Source organism: Corallococcus terminator, assembly GCF_049194865.1.
GTDB lineage: Bacteria > Myxococcota > Myxococcia > Myxococcales > Myxococcaceae > Myxococcus > Myxococcus terminator_A.
In genome coordinates this window covers 1-19,264 of the sequence record NZ_JBLZWL010000136.1, presented here as the reverse complement: position 1 = coordinate 19,264, position 19,264 = coordinate 1, and the positions used below count along the sequence as shown (strand labels likewise).

15 protein-coding genes and 1 pseudogene are annotated in these 19,264 nt (G+C 69.1%); 8 read left to right on the top strand and 8 right to left on the bottom strand.

The window, feature by feature from the left end; translation table 11 throughout:
* From ACN469_RS39805 to ACN469_RS39795, 3 genes are all read right to left on the bottom strand, one after another.
* Positions 1 to 762 (bottom strand): sulfotransferase, encoded by a 762-nt coding sequence (locus ACN469_RS39805; protein ID WP_498776965.1) that lies wholly within the window; start codon positions 760 to 762, stop codon positions 1 to 3.
* A gap of 132 nt (positions 763 to 894) precedes the next feature.
* The gene (locus tag ACN469_RS39800; protein ID WP_498776963.1) at positions 895 to 1,344 is read right to left on the bottom strand and encodes an OsmC family protein; all 450 of its coding nucleotides are present in this window, start codon (positions 1,342 to 1,344) and stop codon (positions 895 to 897) included.
* Positions 1,345 to 1,417: 73 nt separating this feature from the next.
* Entirely contained in the window at positions 1,418 to 2,281 is an 864-nt protein-coding gene (locus ACN469_RS39795; protein WP_498776961.1) for an ABC transporter substrate-binding protein, read from the bottom strand.
* 312 nt (positions 2,282 to 2,593) lie between these two features.
* Here ACN469_RS39795 and ACN469_RS39790 point away from each other — a divergent pair, with 312 nt between their 5' ends.
* The 4 genes from ACN469_RS39790 (at position 2,594) to ACN469_RS39775 (ending at position 8,602) form a co-directional block, all read left to right on the top strand.
* Positions 2,594 to 4,207, top strand: a complete 1,614-nt coding sequence (locus ACN469_RS39790) for a serine/threonine protein kinase (RefSeq protein ID WP_498776959.1) — start codon at positions 2,594 to 2,596, stop codon at positions 4,205 to 4,207.
* Positions 4,207 to 6,723 carry a TonB-dependent receptor domain-containing protein gene (locus ACN469_RS39785; protein ID WP_498776957.1) on the top strand — a complete coding sequence of 839 codons (2,517 nt, stop codon included), beginning with the start codon at positions 4,207 to 4,209 and terminating at the stop codon, positions 6,721 to 6,723. The genes ACN469_RS39790 and ACN469_RS39785 overlap by 1 nt, the downstream gene beginning before the upstream one ends.
* Positions 6,720 to 7,976 (top strand): hypothetical protein, encoded by a 1,257-nt coding sequence (locus tag ACN469_RS39780; protein ID WP_498776955.1) that lies wholly within the window; start codon positions 6,720 to 6,722, stop codon positions 7,974 to 7,976. The genes ACN469_RS39785 and ACN469_RS39780 overlap by 4 nt, the downstream gene beginning before the upstream one ends.
* Positions 7,977 to 8,116: 140 nt before the next feature.
* A complete protein-coding gene (locus ACN469_RS39775) occupies positions 8,117 to 8,602 on the top strand; it encodes a response regulator (protein WP_498776953.1) in 486 nt (161 codons plus the stop codon).
* A 25-nt stretch (positions 8,603 to 8,627) separates the two neighbouring features.
* On the opposite strand, the gene msrQ is transcribed toward ACN469_RS39775, so the two are convergent.
* The 4 genes from msrQ to ACN469_RS39755 form a co-directional block, all read right to left on the bottom strand.
* Positions 8,628 to 9,254, bottom strand: a complete 627-nt coding sequence (msrQ, locus tag ACN469_RS39770) for a protein-methionine-sulfoxide reductase heme-binding subunit MsrQ (protein WP_498776951.1) — start codon at positions 9,252 to 9,254, stop codon at positions 8,628 to 8,630.
* Positions 9,255 to 9,257: 3 nt separating this feature from the next.
* The gene (gene msrP / locus ACN469_RS39765; protein ID WP_498776949.1) at positions 9,258 to 10,250 is read right to left on the bottom strand and encodes a protein-methionine-sulfoxide reductase catalytic subunit MsrP; all 993 of its coding nucleotides are present in this window, start codon (positions 10,248 to 10,250) and stop codon (positions 9,258 to 9,260) included.
* Between the two features lie 6 nt (positions 10,251 to 10,256).
* Positions 10,257 to 11,042, bottom strand: a complete 786-nt coding sequence (locus ACN469_RS39760; RefSeq protein WP_498776947.1) for a fatty acid desaturase — start codon at positions 11,040 to 11,042, stop codon at positions 10,257 to 10,259.
* A gap of 78 nt (positions 11,043 to 11,120) precedes the next feature.
* Entirely contained in the window at positions 11,121 to 12,842 is a 1,722-nt protein-coding gene (locus ACN469_RS39755; protein ID WP_498776945.1) for a DUF8614 domain-containing protein, read from the bottom strand.
* 190 nt (positions 12,843 to 13,032) lie between these two features.
* On the opposite strand from ACN469_RS39755, the gene ACN469_RS39750 reads away from it, so the two are divergent.
* The 3 genes from ACN469_RS39750 (at position 13,033) to ACN469_RS39740 (ending at position 17,073) form a co-directional block, all read left to right on the top strand.
* Positions 13,033 to 13,833, top strand: coding sequence for an endonuclease (locus ACN469_RS39750; protein ID WP_498776943.1), 801 nt, complete (start codon positions 13,033 to 13,035; stop codon positions 13,831 to 13,833).
* 148 nt (positions 13,834 to 13,981) lie between these two features.
* Positions 13,982 to 15,949 carry a molecular chaperone HtpG gene (htpG, locus tag ACN469_RS39745; protein ID WP_498776942.1) on the top strand — a complete coding sequence of 656 codons (1,968 nt, stop codon included), beginning with the start codon at positions 13,982 to 13,984 and terminating at the stop codon, positions 15,947 to 15,949.
* Positions 15,950 to 16,107: 158 nt separating this feature from the next.
* The gene (locus tag ACN469_RS39740; RefSeq protein ID WP_498776941.1) at positions 16,108 to 17,073 is read left to right on the top strand and encodes a hypothetical protein; all 966 of its coding nucleotides are present in this window, start codon (positions 16,108 to 16,110) and stop codon (positions 17,071 to 17,073) included.
* Positions 17,074 to 17,170: 97 nt separating this feature from the next.
* Here ACN469_RS39740 and ACN469_RS39735 read toward each other — a convergent pair whose 3' ends face one another.
* The gene (locus tag ACN469_RS39735) at positions 17,171 to 18,442 is read right to left on the bottom strand and encodes an NAD(P)/FAD-dependent oxidoreductase (RefSeq protein ID WP_498776939.1); all 1,272 of its coding nucleotides are present in this window, start codon (positions 18,440 to 18,442) and stop codon (positions 17,171 to 17,173) included.
* Between the two features lie 173 nt (positions 18,443 to 18,615).
* Here ACN469_RS39735 and ACN469_RS39730 point away from each other — a divergent pair.
* Positions 18,616 to 19,264 (top strand): annotated as a pseudogene (locus tag ACN469_RS39730) (3-deoxy-7-phosphoheptulonate synthase); the annotation flags it as partial.

The window sequence follows — 19,264 nt, the reverse complement described above, 5'->3', positions numbered from 1 at the left end:
TCAGCGCGGTTCGATGCGCTCGTACCCCAGCGCATCCAGCACGTCCTCATGCCCGGCGAGCGCGGTGTTGATCTCCTTGAGGTCCTCCGCGCTCATGCGGCCCAGCGAGTCCCCGTTGAAGTCCCGAATGGGGCTGTGCTCGCCCATGATGTCGAAGGCGCGGCTGACATCCAGGCGCCCCAGCTCCGGGATGAGTTCGAGGATGCGCGCGGCGGTCGCCTCCGGAGACTGGCAGAGGTCTTCGTAACGGAAGAAGAGCGAGTCGCGCAGCACGGCGCGGTTGCGCAACTGCAACCGACTGGAGCGGACCCAGTGCGCCGTCGCGGTGGAGAGCGGGTAGCCACGCTTGCGGCGCACGCCCTCGGCGAAGGCGTAGGGATTGCGGCAGGACACGATGAAGCGCGCGGGTGCGAAGTGCTCCTGCAACAGGGGTGCGGCCACCACCATGGGCGGGCTCTTCTCCACGAGCACGGCCTTGCGCAAGTCCCACGCGCGGTGCCAGACGGCCTTGATGCGCTCCCAGTGGTAGCGCCGAGGGTCTCCGAACTTCGCTTCGTTGCTCGTCCAGTTGCGCAGCTCCTCGCTCTCGGTGTCGGGAACGGGCATCGCCTCCGGGTCGTCCCGGTGCACGAGCCACTGCCCCTCGTGGTTCATCGAGTCGAACACGGAGACCTGGTCCGACGTGGCCAGCAGCCGAACCAGCAGCGTGCTGCCACTGTTGTTCGGACAGATGACGAAGACGTACAGCGGCGGCTTGCTCACCGTCTGCTCCACGAATCACCCCCAGCGAGGTGGAGACGCTTCTCACGAATCGACACCACCCGTCATGCCGAAGCGCGGCGAACCCTGCCGCCCCGGACACCGCGCGCGAAGCACACCGGTGACGGACACGCCCTACTCCGCCGTCAGCGCTTCGATGGTCGGCTCCATCACCACCTCGGCGTTGAGGCTCTGGGCGATGAAGCAGTACTTGTGCGCCTTCACGAACATCTCCCGCACCTTCTCCACGTCCGTGCCGGGCGCCACGCGGATGAGCGGCGCGAGCCGCACCTTGTTCACGCGCTTCACCTTCTCCACCGTGTCCACGAACACCGTCACCTGGTCGTCGTAGGTGCGCACGTCCAGCCGCAGCTTCTTCGCCAGCGCCAGGAACGTGAGCAGGTGACACTGCGCCACCGACGCGCCCAACAGGTCCTCCGGATTCCAGCGCGCGTCACTGCCGCCGTAGTTCGTGCCCGAACTCACGAGCAGGTCAGGCTTGCCCTCCGTGCCCGCCACCGCGTCGCGGCTGTACTCGCCAGCCGTTGAACCCTGCCACTTGAGCCGCAGCGGAAACCCTTCCACGTCACACCTCCAGAGTCGCGTGTCCTGTGGCGCTCAGCATGGGCGCCGTTCTTCTCAACCGAAGGAGCCCGGCTCACGCCCCGCGCAGGTCCGCGCCCTTCGGCACCGGCAGCTTCTCCCCTCGGGCCACCGCCGAGACGATGCGCGCCAGGCGCTCCACGCCGTCCGACAGCGCCGCCGGCCCCGGCTGGAGGATGAGGCTGCTCTTCACCTCGTAGAGCTGATCATCCAGCACCGCCCGCACCTGGGACCAGCCCGGTCGCGCCGCGATTTTGTCCCGCTTCGCCTTGCGGCCACACCAGCTCGCGATGACGCCGTCCGGGTTGCGCCGGGCGACCTCCTCTGGCTCGAAGATGCGCCCCTTCGCGCCCTGCGACGCGCGCGACTCGCGGCAGATGTCCTCGCCGCCCACCAGCTCCACCAGCTCCGAACACCAGCGGATGCCGGAGATGAGCGGCTCGTGCCACTCCTCGAAGAAGATGCGCGGCCGGCGCGGCAGCTTCTCCGCTGCTTCCGCGTGCCGCTCCAGGTTCGCCGTCAGCTCCGCGGCCAGCTTCTCCGCCGCCTCCGCGCGCCCCACCAGCGCCCCCGTCACCCGCACCGTCTGCAATATCTCCGCGAGCGAGCGCTGGTTGAACAGGTACACGGGCACGCCGCGCTTGGCCAGCTCGCGGCCGATGTCCGCCTGCAGGTCGGAGAACCCCAACACCAGATCCGGCTTCAGCTCCAGGATGCGCTCGAAGTTCGCGTCCAGGAACGACGACACCCGGGGCTTCTTGCGCGCCTCCGGAGGCCGCACCGTGAAGCCCGACACGCCCACCACCAGCTCCCCCGCCCCAATCCGGTAGAGCACCTCCGTCGTCTCCTCCGTCATGCACACCACCCGCCTCGGATAGGGCGGCGCGGAAGAAAGCAACTCGGTCAGGTGGACGCTCATGCCGCCACCCTAACGCGCTCCCGCTTGCTCGGCCGCTCCAGCGCGACGTCCCCAGACATGTCGAAACATCTCGGGAAAGCGGGTTTCACACTCCCAGTCGCTCACGTTGACGGTCAAACCGTCCTACGGGCCGCACGCTTCGTATCAACCGATGTCCGGTGCCGGACTTTGGCGCGCCCAGGCCGGTTTCTCGGCGTTTGGCGCACTGCGCCAACCTGGCAGGTCGCTTGGGGAGTGGACGATTGCGGTGTTAGCATTCCAGCGCATGTTCGACCGGAGCGACGTGTGCCTTCCCGGTCGGTGGGGGCAGACATGATCGAAAGCAACGCCCCGACGAATGGCGCCCCACCCGACAACATGGTGGACCCGTTGCTGGGACGGGTCCTCAACGAACGCTTCCGCATCCTGGAGACCCTGGGAGCCGGTGGCATGGGCCGCGTGTACAAGGCCATGCAGGCGCCGTTGGATCGGCTCGTCGCGCTGAAGGTCCTCAACCCTCACTACAACGACGAGGGCAAGGATCCGGGCTTCCAGAAGCGCTTCTTCCTGGAGGCCAGCGTCACCGCGAAGCTGCGCCACCCGAACACCGTCACCGTCATCGACTACGGCAAGACGGACGACGGCATCTATTACATCGCGATGGAGTACCTGGATGGGCTCACGCTCGGCCAGCTGCTCACGCAGGTGGGGCCGATTCCGTGGGCGCGCGCGCTCAACATCACGCAGCAGATCGCCCGCTCGCTGCGCGAGGCCCACAAGGTCGGCCTCATCCACCGGGACCTCAAACCCGCCAACGTCATGGTCCTCAACCAGGAGACGGACCACGACATCGTCAAGGTGCTCGACTTCGGCCTGGTGAAGTCCTTCATCGGTGAAGCCGACGCGCAGCAGGATACGTCGCTCACGCAGGCGGGCATCATCCTCGGCTCGCCGCAGTACATGGCGCCGGAGCAGGCGCGCAACATCGCCGACCCGCGCAGCGACGTGTACAGCATGGGCGTGGTGCTCTATCAGATGCTGATGGGCCAGCCGCCGTTCTTCGCGGCGCAGAGCATCGACGTCATCGTCAAGCACATCAACGAGCCGCCCCCCGCCTTCGGCGCCATCTGGCCCGGCCACGCCGTGCCCGCCGAAGTGGAAGCGCTGGTGATGAAGTGCATGGCGAAGCTCCCCGTCGAGCGCTACCAGTCCATGGACGAGGTGCTGGAGGCCATGCGCCGCGTCGCGCACGCGGTGGGCGTCAGCGGCGTCTTCAGCGGCCCCCGCCTCACCGGCGTCGGCAGCGGTCCTCGCAGCGGCCCCATCAACGCGCCCGGCTCCGGCCCCAGCACCATGGCGCTGGACATCGCCGTCGAGGAGCAGCAGCCCGAGAAGTCCGGCAAGAGCCTGATGCCGCTGGCCATCTTCGGAGGCTCGCTGCTGCTGGGTGGCGCCGTGGCGCTGGCCTTCGCCCTGCGTCCCACCACGCCGATGCCCAAGCCCCTGGCCTCGCCCCCCATCACGGCGACAGCGCCGGCCCACCCCACGCAGCAGCCCGCCGTCCCCACGCAGCCTGTCGCCGCGAACACCCCGGCGTCCACCGCCGTGGGCTCCGCGGACGACGAGCTGGCGCTGGCGCCGCTCGTGCCCGGCAATGGCCCGACGGTGCGCTTCGATATCACCAGCGAGCCCAGCGGCGCGCGCGTGCGCTACCGTGGCAGGGACCAAGGCGCCACGCCGCTGAACCTCAAGGTGCCCCTGGACGATGATGGCAGCGCCCGCGCGGAGCTGACCTTCTCAATGGACGGCTACCAGCCCGTCACCGTCGTCGCCGTGGGCTCCGGTACCAAACAGGCCGTCACCCAAAAGCTCAAGAAGAAGTCGAGTCCTCCCCGTCCCCCGCGGGCCCCTGACTCGAACGACAAATTCAAGGACAACCCGTACTAGTGAGACACTTCAAAGCCCTTCAACGAGTGGGCCTGCTCGCGCTGTGTCTGTGCGCGACGCAGGTCCTGGCGGACGCACGTCTCGAAGCGCGTCGCCACTTCCGCAACGGCATGAGCCTCATCGGCAAGAAGGACTACGACGAGGGCATCGCCGAGCTGGAGCAGGCCTACGCCATCAAGCCGCACCCCAACGTCCTCTACAACATCGCCCGCGCGTACCAGGACGCGGGCAGGACGGCGGAGGCGCTCGACGCCTACAAGCGCTACGTCGCCAGCAGCCCGGTGGACGGGCCCTCCGTCGAAGCCACCATCGCCGCGCTCGAGGAGAAGCAGCGCGCGAACGAGGCCACGGCGGAGTCGACCGACAAGTCCGCGCTGCCCATGCCGCCCCCGCCCGCCAGCATCCAGTCGCAGCAGCAGTTGGGCGCGCTCCTGGAGCGGCTGGAGAAGGCGATTGAGCGCGCGGAGACCATGCCCACGACGGGCACGGGCACCGCGACGCCGTCCACGTATGTGCCGTCCGCGCTGCCCGGCGTCGCGGAGACCGCGAACGGCGACGATGGCGCGGTGCCCTACGAGGAGCGCGTCGTGACGGCGAGCCGCCGCGCCCAGTCCTCGCTGGAAGCGCCCAACGCGACGACGGTCATCACCTCCGAGGACATCCGCCTGTCGGGCGCCACCAGCCTGCCGGAGCTCTTGCGCCGGGTGCCTGGCGCGGACGTGATGTCGCTGGGCATCGGCAGCGCCAACGTGTCGCTGCGCGGCTTCAACCAGCGCATCGCCAACAAGGTGCTCGTGCTGGTGGACGGCCGCACCGAGTACCAGGACTTCCTCGGCCTGACGCTCTGGTCCACCATCCCCATCGGCCTGGACGAAATCGAGCGCATCGAGGTCATCCGCGGCCCGGGCAGCGCGCTGTACGGCGCCAACGCCATGTTGGGCGTCATCAACATCATCACCCAGGCCCCGGGCTCGGGCCCGCGCGCGCGCTTCAACGTCACCGCCGGCACCGGAAACAGCGTGGCGGGCTCGTTCCTCAGCCACGGCAACGCGGGCGCGCTGCGCTACCGCACGTCGGTGGCGTACTCGCAGGCGGACAAGTGGAGCCGCGACTACGCCAGCGACCGTCCGGACATCGTGCTCCGAGACCCGGACCCGGACATCGGCGTGCGCGGCGCGCGCGGCACCCTGTCCGCCGTGTACAGCTTCGGCGAAGGCAAGCAGGTGGGCCTGTCCGGCGGCGTGCACCGCTACACCACGGAAATCTATCCGCTGGGCCTCCTGCGCAACTACTTCATTGACGGCCTGGGCGCGTACGCCAAGGGCGACGTGGAGCTGGGGCCGCTCAAGCTGAAGACGTTCTGGAACCACATCTCCGGCAACGCCGGTCCCCAGTACGAGCCCATTGGCCAGCGCTCGCTGGGCACGGAGATCAGCTCCAACCTCTTCAACGCGGAGCTGCTCTTCGCGCGCGCCTTCCAGTTGGGCGGCGAGCACCAGCTCAACGTGGGCGTCGAGGGGCGCCTCAAGCGCGTGGGCTGGGACTACCTGGGCCCGCTGCGCGAGGAGATCCACGCCGCGGCCTTCGTGCAGGACGAGTGGCGACTGGCCGAGCCCCTGCGCCTGGTCGCCAGCTACCGCGTGGACCGGCACCCGCTCCTGGACAACGGCACGCCGGGCCTGGCGCACTCGCCTCGCATCTCCGCGCTGTTCATCCCCATTGAAGGCCACGCGTTCCGCATCAGCGCGGCCTCCGCCTTCCGCGAGCCGACGTTCCTGGAGAGCTACACGCGCCTGCTGGTCCCCGTACAGGGCGTCAACGGCGCCAGCGCGCTCACCACCGGCAACACCGGGCTGCGCCCCGAGCGCCTCACCGCGTTCGAGCTGGGCTGGCGCGGCGAGTCCGCGGAGCTGGGCATGGACTGGGACGTGGCCCTCTACCAGAACCGGGTGAAGGACCTCATCGGCCTGTCCGCCTTCGAGCGGCTGCCCCCGGGCGAGTCGTATGACGCGTCCACGGGCAACTACCTCATCGGCCGCTCGCGCTTCGTCAACGAGGACTCCATCTACACCGCGCGCGGCGCGGAGGCGGGCCTCACCCTGGCCCCCGTGGACGGCCTGGGCATCAAGGCGAGCGCGGCCTTCCAGAACGTGACGTCGGACCTGGAGGACAAGGCGGCGTGCGGGCCATGCAGCCAGGCACCGCAGCTCAAGCTGTACGGCGGCATCACCTACCGCACCAAGGCGGAGCTGGAGTTCGGCGTGGACGTGGCCTACACCTCCTCCACCACCTGGATTGAGCGCGAGCCCGCCGCGTCGGACCCCACCCGCATCGAACTCGCCTCCAACCCGCTGGGCGCCCACGCCGTCATCAACGCGCGCGTCGGCTACTCAGCGGTGAAGAACGTGGTGGACGTCGCGCTGGTGGGCAGCCAGCTCGGCGGCGCGCACTCCCAGCATCCTTTCGGCAACCGCATCGAGCGACGCGTCTACGCGACGCTGACGGTGACTCCATGAGCCGCACCCTCCCTTCCTGGAAGCAGTCGCTGGGAGGCGTCCTCGCCGCGTCCCTGCTCGTCACGGGCTGCGAATCCCCCTCGGTGGTCCCCACCGCGGACGGGCAGCAGAACATCCGCTCCGCCCGCATCGAGGGCAGCCTCGTCGTGCAGTCGCGCACGCGCGGCAACGCGGTGGTGTTCATCTACGACGCGGCCCGGCCACCGCCGCCGCAGGGCACCGGCCGCCCCATCGCCTTCACCGTCATCCCGGCCGAGCAGCTCTTCGGCCCTGCGCTCGGCACGGACGCGCCCGGTCCCTTCACCGCGCCCTTCGCCCTGAGCCTCGTGGCCGCGGGTGAGTACACGCTGCGAGGCTTCATCGACGTAAACTCCTGCCAGGCCGGCGTGGTGCCCTGCCACTTCTCCGACTTCAATCCCTGGTACGGCGTCACCAGCGAGCCCAACACGGGTGACGTCGGCGGCGCCGCGGTGGACCCCAGCACCGGCATCCCCCTGAAGCTGATTGTCACCGAAGACGCGGACGGCAATCCCCAGCCCCTCACCAACATCACGGTGAGCTTCTCGCAGGCCAGCGCGCAGGTTCCGGTGGACCGGCCCGCCTTCCAGGTCACCGTCCTCAATGGGGACCACACCATCACCGCGGGCTCGCCGACCAAGCTCCTGCGCCTGACACCGCAGACCATCGAAGTCGGCGCGGTGGAGCAGCGCAACAAGGCGTTCCTCGTCAGCTACGTGGACGCCAATCGCGACGGCGCCCCGGATGACGCCAACGGCGACGGTGCCGCGGACCTCTGGCCGCGCGTCGTCGTGCGCAAGCTGGCGGAAGGCCCCGGGCTCCTGGAGGACAACGACCTGGACCGCAACGGCATCCTCGACGAGAGCGGCTTCACCGACTACGTCCACGCCGACGGCACCCGCGACGAGAAACCCGACCTGGTGGTGCTGGCCGCGGGGCTCTCCACGGACTCGCTCTATAACGCGCTCACGAATCCGAGCACTGGCGCACCGATCATGACGCCGGTGCCCGTACAGGAACTGGTGGTGGGCGTGCAGGCAGCCGCCCTGGATGCCAGCGACCCGACCAGGCCGCCGGCGCGGCTGGAGGGGCTGCCCAAGGGGCGCTACTCGGTGGTGCTGATCCAATCCACCGGGCAGACCTGGCGGGTCCCCAACGAGCTGGCCCCGCCCATCGCCGCGGGCATCGGTCTGACGGGCGTGGAGAGCCAGGCATTCGTGCTCGAGGTCCCCTGATTGCCTGCATCGTCAAGTGGGGTGTGTGACGCCCCACACTGGGAAAACGAGAGGAAGGACGGTGCTTTGACTTCGGCATGTCCTTCCGTCAACATGATTGAGTCTCAAGGGGGACAGCCCCACCAGAGGTTGATGATCCGATGAAGGCCGGCACCCTCCCCTCTCCAGAGCCCGTTCCCAACCGCACCACGACGGACCCGGCGCGCCCTCTGGGAGGCAGCCGGCCCGCCACGGGTGCAGCGCCCCAGCGCGTGCTGCTGGTGGATGACAGCCGCTCCATCCGGACGCTGCTGAAAATCTACCTCATGGCCCGCAACTTCGAGTTCCTGGAGGCGGAGTCCGCCGAAGAGGGACTGAAGGTCGCCGAGGCGGAGACCATCGACCTCATCCTGACCGACTTCCACATGGACGGGATGAACGGCGCCGACTTCGCGGCGCAGGTTCGCGCCAACGCCAACCCCAAGCTGGCCAAGGTCCCCATCCTGATGATGACGGGAGACCCGAACGTGGCGGAGGTCCGCGCCCTGGGTCAGAAGGCCGGCATCAGCGCCTTCGTCCGCAAGCCGGTGAGCTGCGCCCAGCTCATGACGCTGGTGGACACCATCCTCCCGCTGCCGCGCAAGTAGTCGCCCACGCGGCTCGCGCCGTCACTCACGCCGGGTTCCGGGCCGCCGAAGCGGCGCGGGCCCGGCGTTTTCGCATCGCCTCTCCCACGCGCACCGCGAACAGCATTGCCAGCACCGCGCCGTAGATGAGCGGCTCTGTCACGTCCTGCTTCACCCGCCACACGAAGTGCACCACGCCCAGCGCCGCGGCCACGTACGCCAGCCGGTGCAGGCGCTGCCAGCGAGGAAAGCCCAGCCGGCGCACCCAGCGGTTCGTGGAGGTGACGGCCAGCGGCACCAGCAGCACCAGCGCGGTGAAGCCCACGGTGATGAAGGGGCGCTTCACCAGGTCCTCCAGCAGCGCCTTCAGCGACAGGGCCTGATCCAACACCAGGTACGTGAGGAAGTGCGCGCACGCGTACGTGAAGGCCAACAGGCCCAGCGTGCGGCGGATGCGCACCGGCCACGTCCACCCGGACACGAGCTTCAGCGGCGTGCAGGCCAGCGACGCCATCAGCAGCACCAGCGCGAGCAGCCCCGTCTGGTTGAGCGCCGCCTCAATCGCGTTGGGTCCCAGCGCGCCTTGGGGCCCCTGCACGGCCAGGAGCGCCAGCGGCGCGAGGCCACCCACGGCGAGCGCGGGGTTGAGCCACGGGTAGGGAGGCGAGGCCATGGCTCAGTAGTTCTTCCGCAAGTCCAACCCCGTGTAGAGGTGGGCCACCTGCGCGGCGTAGCCATTGAAGGGCAGCGTGGGGCGGCGCGTGAGTCCCTCGCCGATGCGCCGCTCGGTGGCCTGGCTCCAGCGGGGGTGCGCCACGGCGGGATTCACGTTGGCGTAGAAGCCGTACTCCTGGGGCCCCGCGAGGTTCCACGTGGTGGCGGGCTGCTCGCGCGTGAGGCTGATGCGGACGATGGACTTGATGCCCTTGAAGCCATACTTCCACGGGACGACGAGCCGCAGCGGCGCGCCGTTCTGCGCGGGGAGCTGCCGGCCGTACAGGCCCATGGCCATGAAGGTGAGCGGGTTCATGGCCTCGTCCAGCCGCAGCCCCTCCACGTAGGGCCAGTCCAGCACCCCGCGCTTCTGGCCGGGGAGCTGCTCCGGGTCCATCAGCGTGGTGAAGGACACGTAGCGCGCGTGGCTGGTGGGCTTCACCCGGGCGAGCAGCGCGGCCAGCGGGAAGCCCAGCCACGGAATCACCATGGACCACGCCTCCACGCAGCGCATCCGGTAGACGCGCTCCTCCATGGAGAACCAGGAGAGCAGCTGGTCGATGTCCACCGTCTGGGGCTCGTGCACCTCGCCGTCGAGCGCGACAGTCCACGGCCGGGGCTTGAGGAAGTGCGCCAGCCGCGCCGGGTCGTTCTTGTCCAGGCCCAGCTCGTAGAAGTTGTTGTACGTGGTGACGTCCTCGTACGGCGTTCGCGGCTCGTCCGTGTCGAACTCGCCGGACGCCTTCGCCACGGGCCCCGTCACCGGCCCCGCGTCCGGGACATAGGCGTCCATGGCGCGGCGCTGCTTGCCGCTCAAGAGGTACAGGCCCCCCGCGACGGCGGCGGCGGTGCCTGCGAACAGGCCCGCGTTCTTCAAGAGCTCGCGGCGGCGCAGGTAGAGCGGCTCAGGGGTGATTTCGGAGCCGGGCGGCTCCACGGGCGGCTTGTCGCTCATGCCCCTTTATAACGGGCCAACCCGTCCGGCCGTTACATCGCGGGCTCCCGCCGAGGCACGGGACGCGTCCTCGCGAGCGTCCTTCACCCGCCACAGCCGCCACCAGGGCGTGCCAGGGGACTGGTGGTGCTCCCAGTGGTAGCCGAAGAAGAAGCACGACAGCATGGCCCACAGGTGGTTGCGCGGCAGCGTGCGCGCGTGGTGGGGCGCCATGTCCGGAGTGTCCGGGCGACGGTGCGGCTGGTAGGTGCCGAAGTAGAAGAGCTGCAGCGTACCCAGCACGGCGGGCAGCACCCAGAACGCGAGGATGCGCGGCTGGGAGACGCCCAGGAAGACGAAGATGTTGAACTTGGCCGCCATCACCCCCAGTTGGGGCAGCGTGGTGTAGCGGGCCATGAACGTCCCCAGCCACGGCCAGAAGGACTGGGTGCGCGTGGAGAAGTCCGGGTCCGCGTCGCCCGTGGGCTGCTCGTGGTGGGCGTGGTGGTTGAGCACCAGTCGGCGGTACGACAGGCCGGCGAAGAGGAAGCAGGCGATGGTGCCCACCGTCTCGTTCACCCAGCCCTGACGCGCCACGGTGCCGTGCATGGCGTCATGGCCGGTGATGAACAGGCCGGTGCACAGCCACGCCTGGAAGGCGACCTGCAGCCAGGTGAGCGGGGAGTCCCAGGGCAGCTCGGGCGACAGCATCATCCACGCCAGATGCGTCCCCCACGCGCCAATGACGACAAGCGCGACGAGGACGCCCCAGGGTCCAAGCGGGGCCGGACGATAGCGGGCCGAGTTCTCCATCTCTCCTGACTCATGGGGCCGGTCCGCCCGCCGCGCACGGGAAACTCACCGTGCGTGGGGGCGTACCAGCGAGCGTGGCTACTTCCGCACGCCGGGGTCGGCCGCGGGTGCGGTCGCCTCGCGAACGAGCTCCTCCGCCGTGACGTAGTGGGGCGCGATGTCCACCGGAACGTCCTTCAGGCGCTCCAGCACCTTGCGCACCGAAGGCCGCACCACGCCCATCTTCGCCAGCAGGGCCTCCGCCGCCTTCCGGTCACCCTTCCCCTGGATTTCCATCAACTGCTTCGTCAGGGAGGTGACGGACTGCTTCATCTTCTCCGGCACCACGGCGAAGGTGCCGTCCGCGTTGACCTTCACCGCGCCGGTGTCGAGGAAGTGATTGAGCTGGAGGGCCACGCCCTTGCCGTGCGCCTCGTCCGTGCCGAAGCGGATGGAGCGGAACGAGGAGGCCAGGAACGTCGTGTACATGGTGCGGCCCATCGACTTGTCGATGACCCCCGTGTCCATCAGTCGCTGGAGCGCCCACAGGCCGGAGATGTCCGCCTTGGCCTCCTCGAGCGCGCTGGAGGCCACCTGGAGCGCCTGCCGCACCGTCGTCGCCTTGCCGCCCACGGTGATGTTGTGCGGCCCCAGGCCGTGCATCAGCTCGTGCATCAGGATGTGCGTGAAGAAGGCGTCGAAGGCGACGTCCTGCTGGTCCTTCGCGGAGAGCGCCACCTTGGCGATGGGCACGAGCACGCGCTCGAACTTCGCCTCCTGCACGTTCTTCAGCATGACGCGCTTGGAGCCCATGGCCTCCGTGACGCGCTCGTCGTTGGGCAGGTTGTACGCCGCCGTCTGCACGCCGCGGTTGGCGTCGCCGGAGGAGAACAGGCTGTTGACGACGCGGATGGGGGCCAGCGCGCCCAGCTTCGGGTTGCGCAGCTTCGGGTCGATGGGGAGGTTGCTCTCCAAATCCTGGAGGTGGTCGCTGAACTTGGACAGCTTGCCCGTCTCCGCGTCGTCACGCAGGCCGACGAAGGCCTCGAACGCGGCCTTGTAGTTGAACCAGCCATCCTCGTAGACCTCATAGGGGCCGACGGTGGGCTCGATGCTCGCGTCCAGCTTCATCCAGGCGACTTCGCTGGCGTAGTAGTCGTTGGACAGGAACGCGTCCGCGCGCGAGGTGAGGAACGCCTTGAGCGTGGGCTGCTTCGTGAGCGCGGCGGCCTCGCGGAACAGCGCGGCGGCCAGGGCCAGCTCGCCCTGGTACTCCACGCTGTACGGCACGGAGATGAACTTGCCGTCGGTGCCCTTGCGGATGGTGGTGTAGAAGCCCGTGGCCTCCTTCTGCTGGGCCTCGGGCAGCGCCTTTATCCAGGCCTCCACCTCCGCCTTCGTGGAGCCGGCCGGGTAGAAGTTGCCAGCCTCCGGCTTCGGGGGCACGCCGGGCAGGAAGGGCCGGCCCTCGTCGAGGCTGTTCCACGGGCCCTTGTCCAACAGGAACGCGTGCAGGCGCGCGCGGCCCAGGGGCGTCTCGTCGTCGCGCAGCAGGTTCAGCAACACCGTCTCGTTGCCCGCCCAGCGCTGACGCAGGAACAGCGCGTCCATCAGCTGCGAGGCCTGGACGACGCGGGCCAGCGCGCGGCGCTCGTTGTCGGGCAGGGCCTTCAGGTCCACCCGCAGCTCCACGGGAGCAAAGCGCGCGGTGAGCCGCTGCAGCTCGGCGGCGTCGGGGAACGAGGTGGGGACTTTCTCCTCGGCGACAGCGGAGCCGGACAGCAGCACCGCCCCCAGGAGGGACAGGAGGGTTCGGTTCATGGCCCTTCCCTACTCCAACCCCGCTCGCCCTCCCAGCAATGCGTGGCGCGCGTGTACGTCAGAACATTTCAACCAGACGGTCCCATGACGCGTGACGCGACGCGCGTCGGGGCCTGCTGCCAACATGGGAGAGCCCTGGATTCCCCAGGTTCCTGGAGCCGGCCGAGGGCTGGCTCATGAGGAGACTCCCATGACGACGAACCGACTCTCTCTTCTCTCCCGGTGGCGCGCGGCGCTGTGCCTGTTGGCCGGGCTCACCGTGGGGCTCTCGTCGGCCTCCGCGCGCGCGGCGGACGAGGTGAAGCTGCTCAAGGCGGTGAGCATGGTGAGCAGCCGCTATGGGCAGTCGTGGCAGGACGTCACCTACCTGGTGGTGGTGAAGAACCTGGCCTACGAGAAGCAGGTGGCCATCCACGACAAGCAGCCCGACGGCACCTGGACGGACCTGGCCGCCTCGTATGTGGGCGACGCGGGCGCGGGGAGCGAGCTGTGGAAGGTGACGCGGCAGTATCAGAGCTGGGGGACGACGCCCCAGCCGACGCGGGACTTGGAGTTCGTGGCGAAGTTCACCGCGAACGGCCAGACGTACTGGGACAACAACGGCGGGGCCAACTACCACCTGGGCCGCGGGGATGGGGCGCTGTTGCCGCGCGCCAACGTGCTGGTGGCCACCAGCTACTCGCAGCCCAACGGCGACGTGGGCATCGGCATCGACGTGAAGAACCTGTCCTACTCGAAGAGCGTCACCGTGGTGTACTCCACGGACGGGTGGGCCACCTCGCACGAGGTCGCCGCTGCCTTCACCTCCAGTTACACCGTGGGCTACGCCTACGTCTCCAGCCCCAACGCCCAGGGAGTGGAGCGCTGGCTGGCCCTGATTCCCGCCGTGACGGCCACCCCGTCCTTCTATGTCCGCTATGAGGTGAACGGACAGACGTACTGGGACAGCAACTTCGGCTACAACTACCCGCCTATCTACCCTCCCCTGTAACCCACCCGAGGGGGAACCCGGGGGCCAGGCCTTCACGGGCCCGGCCTTGAGGCAGGCTCCCGGGCATCCTCCCCTCGACAGGCTGTTTCGCATGGTTATGGGGAGACGACGCTTGCCGCCCACCCGGGCGCCCGGAGGCCCTGTACCCATGACCGTCGAAGCTCCCCCCCAGCGGGAAACCCACGCCTTCCAGGCGGAGATCAACCAGCTCCTCAGCCTGGTCATCAACTCGCTCTACAGCCACAAGGAGATCTTCCTGCGGGAGCTGGTGTCGAACGCGTCGGACGCGCTCGACAAGCTGCGCTTCCGCGCGATTACGGAGCCGGAGCTGATGTCGGATGCGCCGGAGCTGGAGCTGCGCATCATCCCCGACGCGGAGAAGAACACGCTCACCATCGAGGACACCGGCATCGGCATGTCCCATGACGAGCTGGTGAAGAACCTGGGCACCATCGCCCACTCCGGCTCGCGCGAGTTCCTCCAGATGGCGACCCAGCGCGGTCAGAAGGACGTGCAGCTCATCGGCCAGTTCGGCGTGGGCTTCTACAGCGCGTACCTCGTCGCGGACCGGGTGGAAGTCGTCAGCCGCGCGGCGGGCAAGGACTCGCAGGCGTGGAAGTGGTCTTCCGAAGCCCACGGCTCCTTCACCGTGGAGCCGGCCGAGCGCGCCGCCCGGGGCACCGCCGTCATCCTCCACCTGAAGGAGGACCAGAAGGAGTTCCTGGACGAGTGGCGGGTGCGCTCGCTGATTACCCAGTACTCCGACTACGTGGGCCACCCCATCAAGCTCCAGGTGAAGAAGACCACCGGGACGGGGGACGACGCGAAGACGGAAGCCGCGCTGGAGGTGGTGAACAAGGCGAGCGCGCTGTGGCAGCGCGCGAAGAGCGAAATCACCGACGAGCAGTACCAGGAGTTCTACAAGCACCTGACGCACGACTGGGACGTGCCGCTGGCGTGGACGCACTTCAAGGCGGACGGCAACCAGCAGTTCACCGGCCTGCTCTTCGTTCCGAAGAACCCGCCGTTCGACTTGAACGCGCAGCAGCAGCGCGGGGTGCGGCTGTTCGTCAAGCGCGTGTTCATCATGGACCGCTGCGAGGAGCTGGTGCCGCAGTGGCTGCGCTTCGTGCGCGGCGTCATCGACTCGGATGACCTGCCGTTGAACGTGTCGCGCGAGCTGCTCCAGGACTCGCAGGTGGTGCGCGCCATCCGCAAGCACGTGGTGAAGAAGTCGCTGGACCTCCTGGAGAAGCTGGCCAAGGACAAGCCCGAGGACTACACGACGTTCTGGAAGTCCTTCGGCACGGTGCTCAAGGAGGGGCTGGCCACCGAGGCCGAGCACAAGGACAAGCTGGGCGGCCTGTTGCGCTACGAGAGCTCGCGCGAGGAGGGCCTCACGTCGCTGGCGGACTACGTGTCGCGCATGAAGGAGGGCCAGGAGGCGCTCTATTACATGTACGGCGAGTCCCGGAAGGCGGTGGAGGACAGCCCGCACCTGGAGGCGCTGAAGCAGCGCGGCTACGAGGTCCTCTTCATGACGGACCCGGTGGACGAGTGGGCCGCGCAGGGGCTGCGCGAGTTCCAGGGCAAGCCGCTGGTGTCCGCGCTCCAGGCGGACCTGAAGCTGCAGTCCACCGACGAGCAGAAGAAGGAGCACGAGCAGAGCGCGGAGGGGTTGAAGGGACTCACCGCGAAGATGAAGGACGTGCTCCAGGACTCGGTGCGTGAGGTGCGGGTGTCGGACCGGCTCACGGACTCGCCGGTGTGCCTCGTCGTGCCGGAGGGTGGCTCGCCGGCGTACCTGGAGCGGCTGCTCCAGCAGCGGGGCAAGGGGACGCCGCGCGTGAAGCGCATCCTGGAGATCAATCCCAAGCATCCGGTCATCGAGCACCTGAAGGCCGTGCACGAGAAGGACCCCGCGCAGGCGCAGGTGTCCGAGTGGATAGAGCTCTTGCATGACCAGGCGCTGCTCACCGAGGGCAGCACCATCTCCGACCCGAACCGCTTCGCGCGGCGGCTGACGTCGCTCCTCACGCAGGTGGCGGGACAGGCCGCGAAGGCGCCGGGGCCCGACGGTTCGCGGCCGGCGGCGACCACGCAAGCCGCGAGCTGAGGCCCGGGGCCATGGACCTCCCCGCCCTGCTTTTTCGGGGCTGGAGGTCCGTGGCGGGCCTGTTCCGCCGACGTCTGGTGGACAGCGCTGGCGGCCTTTCGCGCAAATCGAGGCCGCACCATTAGACAGCCTTGTGAGTGATAGGGAATGATGGCCGGATGTCCCAGACCTCCTTCGCCGTCTTCACTTGCGACATCCTTCCGACGGCGGCCCCCTCGGAGCGCGCCGCCATCCAGGGAGTGGTCCGAGCCGAGCTCATCAAGCCCCAGCGGCGCGTGCGTCAGCCGCTCGGCAACCAGTGGCTGGTGCGCTTCGATGATGGGGGCTTCAATGCCTTCGTCCTGGTGATGAGCACGCTGCGAGCGCGCCATCCCGATGCCTTCCGCTATCTGGTGGTGGGCTGGAATGACATGGGCTCGGTGGCCCTCTATCCGCTGGGTGGGGCCGCGGCCACGACGCTCAGCCTCGTGACGGCGATGGCGGCCGTGGCCTCCGGCGCGGATGAGCTGGCGGCGCCGCTGCTCTTGGCCTCGGGGCCGCTGACCGCGGACTCCTTCCCGTTGCAGTGGACGGAGGAGGCGAGCGACGCGGAGGACCTGCTGGGCGCGCCGACGTCCCGGACGAAGCGGCTGGCCCCCACGGGCCCCAAGCGCAAGGTGGGGCGCCCGAGGAAGGCGCCTGTCGCGGCGGCGAGCGTCGGGGTGGCGGAGGTCGCCAGCGTGGTGGTGCGTGAGCCCGCGCCTGTCGCGGCGGCGCCGGTCGCGGAGCCCGCTCCGGCGAGCGCGAGTGAGGAGTCGACGGGGGGCGCGCGGAAGAACGCTCGGCGCAAGGTGGGTGGTGGCAAGACCCGTGGGAAGCAGGCCGCGAAGCGCGCGGGCGCGAAGGCGCCTGGCAAGAGCGCCGCGAAGAAGGCACCTCGGGCGGAGCGCGCGGCGGAGGCGGTGAAGCGCAGGCAGCCCAAGGCGACCAGCAAGCGCTCCGGCGGGGCGCTCAACCGCAAGCGGCGCGGCGCGAACGTGAGCGCCAAGCGCTCCACGGCGGGCAAGTCGGCGCGCGGCGCGGCGTCGAAGGCCAAGGCTCCTCGCGGGGCGGCGAAGCGCAAGGGCAAGAACCGCGCTCGCTGAGCCGTGGATTGACCGCCGCGCTCGTCGAGACCGAGCGCGGCGCTCGCTGCATCAAGGATTGCGCGCCACTCCCGTAGAGCCGTGACCGAGCGCGGCGCTAAGAATACAGCCCGAGGTCCGTGAGCACGGCCTCGGCCGCGCGTCGACCCGAGCCCAACGCTCCATGAATCGACGCGCTGTCCCGGTGGTCCCCGCACACGTAGAGCCCGGGTGACAGTCGGACCGGACGGTGCGGCGGCTCCAGCGCATCCACCGTCTGCGCCGGCAACGCGAACGGCAGCGAGTACGTCCGCAAGTGTCGCCACTCCGTCACGCTCGCGCCGAACCACGCCGTCAACTCCTCGCACACCCGCGCGCGCAGCGCCTCCACGTCCGAGGACACGCCCAGCACCGACACGGACACGAGGGCCTGTCCTCGTGGCGCATACGCCGGGGACACCTCGCTCATCACCGCCACGTTGTTCACCACGCCCTGGCCCTCGCCATTGAGCACCAACCACGGCCCCTCCACCGGAGGCGCGGGCGCGGCGAAGTACAGACACGTCACCGCGTTCATCAGCGGCACCGGCATTCCCGGCAGCAGCCGCGCCGCGGCCGGCGGGTCCGCGGCCACCACCACCGCCTGGGCGCTCAACATCTCCCCATCCTCCAGCTTCGCGCGGTGTCCCCACACCTCCGCCACGGGCGTGCGCCCACGCAGACAGCCTGGAGGCAGCTTCGAGGCCAGCTGCTCGGGAATCGCGCCCATGCCCTGCTCCGGCACCCCCGCATCGCCCGAGGCGAACATCCGGAACACGAACTCGAGGAACCGGCTGGAGGTCGTCAACGAGCGGTCCAGGAAGACGCCCGCCAGGAAGGGCCGCAAAAACCCCTCCACCATCTCCTCCGTGAAGCCCAGCTCCTCCAGGTAGCGCCGCGAGGTGCGCTGGGGACGCAGCCACACGTCCACCTCCTCGCCCGAGCGCGCCTGCTGCCGCAGCTCCAGCACTCGCAGCTTGTCCCAGAAGGTGCCGACCGAGTCGAACAGATGCGCGAGCGCCGTCACAGGCTGACGCAGCGGGTCCACTACCGTATGCAGCCGCCCGCCCCTCCACACCTTCGCGCCCGGCAGGAAGCGCCGGAACTTCAGCGCCGCGACATCCAGCGTCCGCTGACCTTCCGGGTAGGCCGTGAGGTACACCTGAAAACCCCGGTCGAGCAGGAAACCCTCGTGCACGTCCGTGCGCACGCGGCCTCCGGGTTCCGCGCCGGCTTCCAGGAGCATCACTTTCAAGCGGGATTGGACGAGCGCTCGCGCGCACGCCAGCCCCGAGAGTCCCGCGCCCACGACGATGACATCCGGGTTCGACACGCGCTCTCCCACATCCACGCTGGCCCCCCTCCATGCTGGGTCGCTTGGAGCGCGTGCCACAAGTGGCACCGTCGTGCAGGTTGCTCGCGAGCGAACACTTGTGCAGAACTTGGAGGCGAGTCCTCGGCGTTCGAGGAGTCACAGCGCCGGGCTTCCCGGCGTCCATTAGCGGAGAGAAAGCGGGTATCCCCATGTTGATCGTGATGCGACCAGACGCGACGGCCCAGGACATCGAGCGTGTGAACGACGAGATCCGCCGTCGTGGCTGGCAACCGCACGCGATTCCAGGGGGCACTCGCACGGCCATCGGCATCACCGGCAACCCCGGCGCGGTGGAGCCAGAACCCTTCCGAGTGCTGCCCGGCGTCGCGGACGCTGTCTCCATCTCCCAGCCCTTCAAGCTCGTCAGCCGCGAGGTGAAGCCGGAGGACACGCAGCTGCGCGTGGGTGGCCTCACCATCGGCGGCGCGTCGTTCCACGTCATCGCCGGCCCGTGCTCCGTGGAGTCGCGCGAGCAGATCCTCTCCACCGCGCACGCGGTGAAGAAGGCGGGCGCCACCATGCTGCGCGGCGGAGCGTTCAAGCCGCGCACCAGTCCCTATGAGTTCCAGGGCCTCAAGGGTGACGGCCTGGCGCTGCTCATGGAGGCGCGCAAGGAGACGGGCCTGCTCGTCACCACCGAGGTGAAGGACACCGCGACGCTGGACGCGGTCGACGAGGCCACGGACATCCTCCAGATTGGCGCGCGCAACATGCAGAACTTCAGCCTGCTGGAGGCGGTGGGCGAGCGCCGCAAGCCGGTGCTGCTCAAGCGCGGCATGTCCGCCACCATCAAGGAGC

Coding starts and splice junctions, on each gene's coding strand:
- ACN469_RS39795 (WP_498776961.1), bottom strand. CDS start 2,281: ATGAGCGTCCACCTGACCGAGTTGCTTTCTTCCGCGCCGCCCTATCCG.
- ACN469_RS39790 (WP_498776959.1), top strand. CDS start 2,594: ATGATCGAAAGCAACGCCCCGACGAATGGCGCCCCACCCGACAACATG.
- ACN469_RS39780 (WP_498776955.1), top strand. CDS start 6,720: ATGAGCCGCACCCTCCCTTCCTGGAAGCAGTCGCTGGGAGGCGTCCTC.
- ACN469_RS39775 (WP_498776953.1), top strand. CDS start 8,117: ATGAAGGCCGGCACCCTCCCCTCTCCAGAGCCCGTTCCCAACCGCACC.
- msrQ (WP_498776951.1), bottom strand. CDS start 9,254: ATGGCCTCGCCTCCCTACCCGTGGCTCAACCCCGCGCTCGCCGTGGGT.
- msrP (WP_498776949.1), bottom strand. CDS start 10,250: ATGAGCGACAAGCCGCCCGTGGAGCCGCCCGGCTCCGAAATCACCCCT.
- ACN469_RS39760 (WP_498776947.1), bottom strand. CDS start 11,042: ATGGAGAACTCGGCCCGCTATCGTCCGGCCCCGCTTGGACCCTGGGGC.
- ACN469_RS39755 (WP_498776945.1), bottom strand. CDS start 12,842: ATGAACCGAACCCTCCTGTCCCTCCTGGGGGCGGTGCTGCTGTCCGGC.
- ACN469_RS39750 (WP_498776943.1), top strand. CDS start 13,033: ATGACGACGAACCGACTCTCTCTTCTCTCCCGGTGGCGCGCGGCGCTG.
- htpG (WP_498776942.1), top strand. CDS start 13,982: ATGACCGTCGAAGCTCCCCCCCAGCGGGAAACCCACGCCTTCCAGGCG.
- ACN469_RS39740 (WP_498776941.1), top strand. CDS start 16,108: ATGTCCCAGACCTCCTTCGCCGTCTTCACTTGCGACATCCTTCCGACG.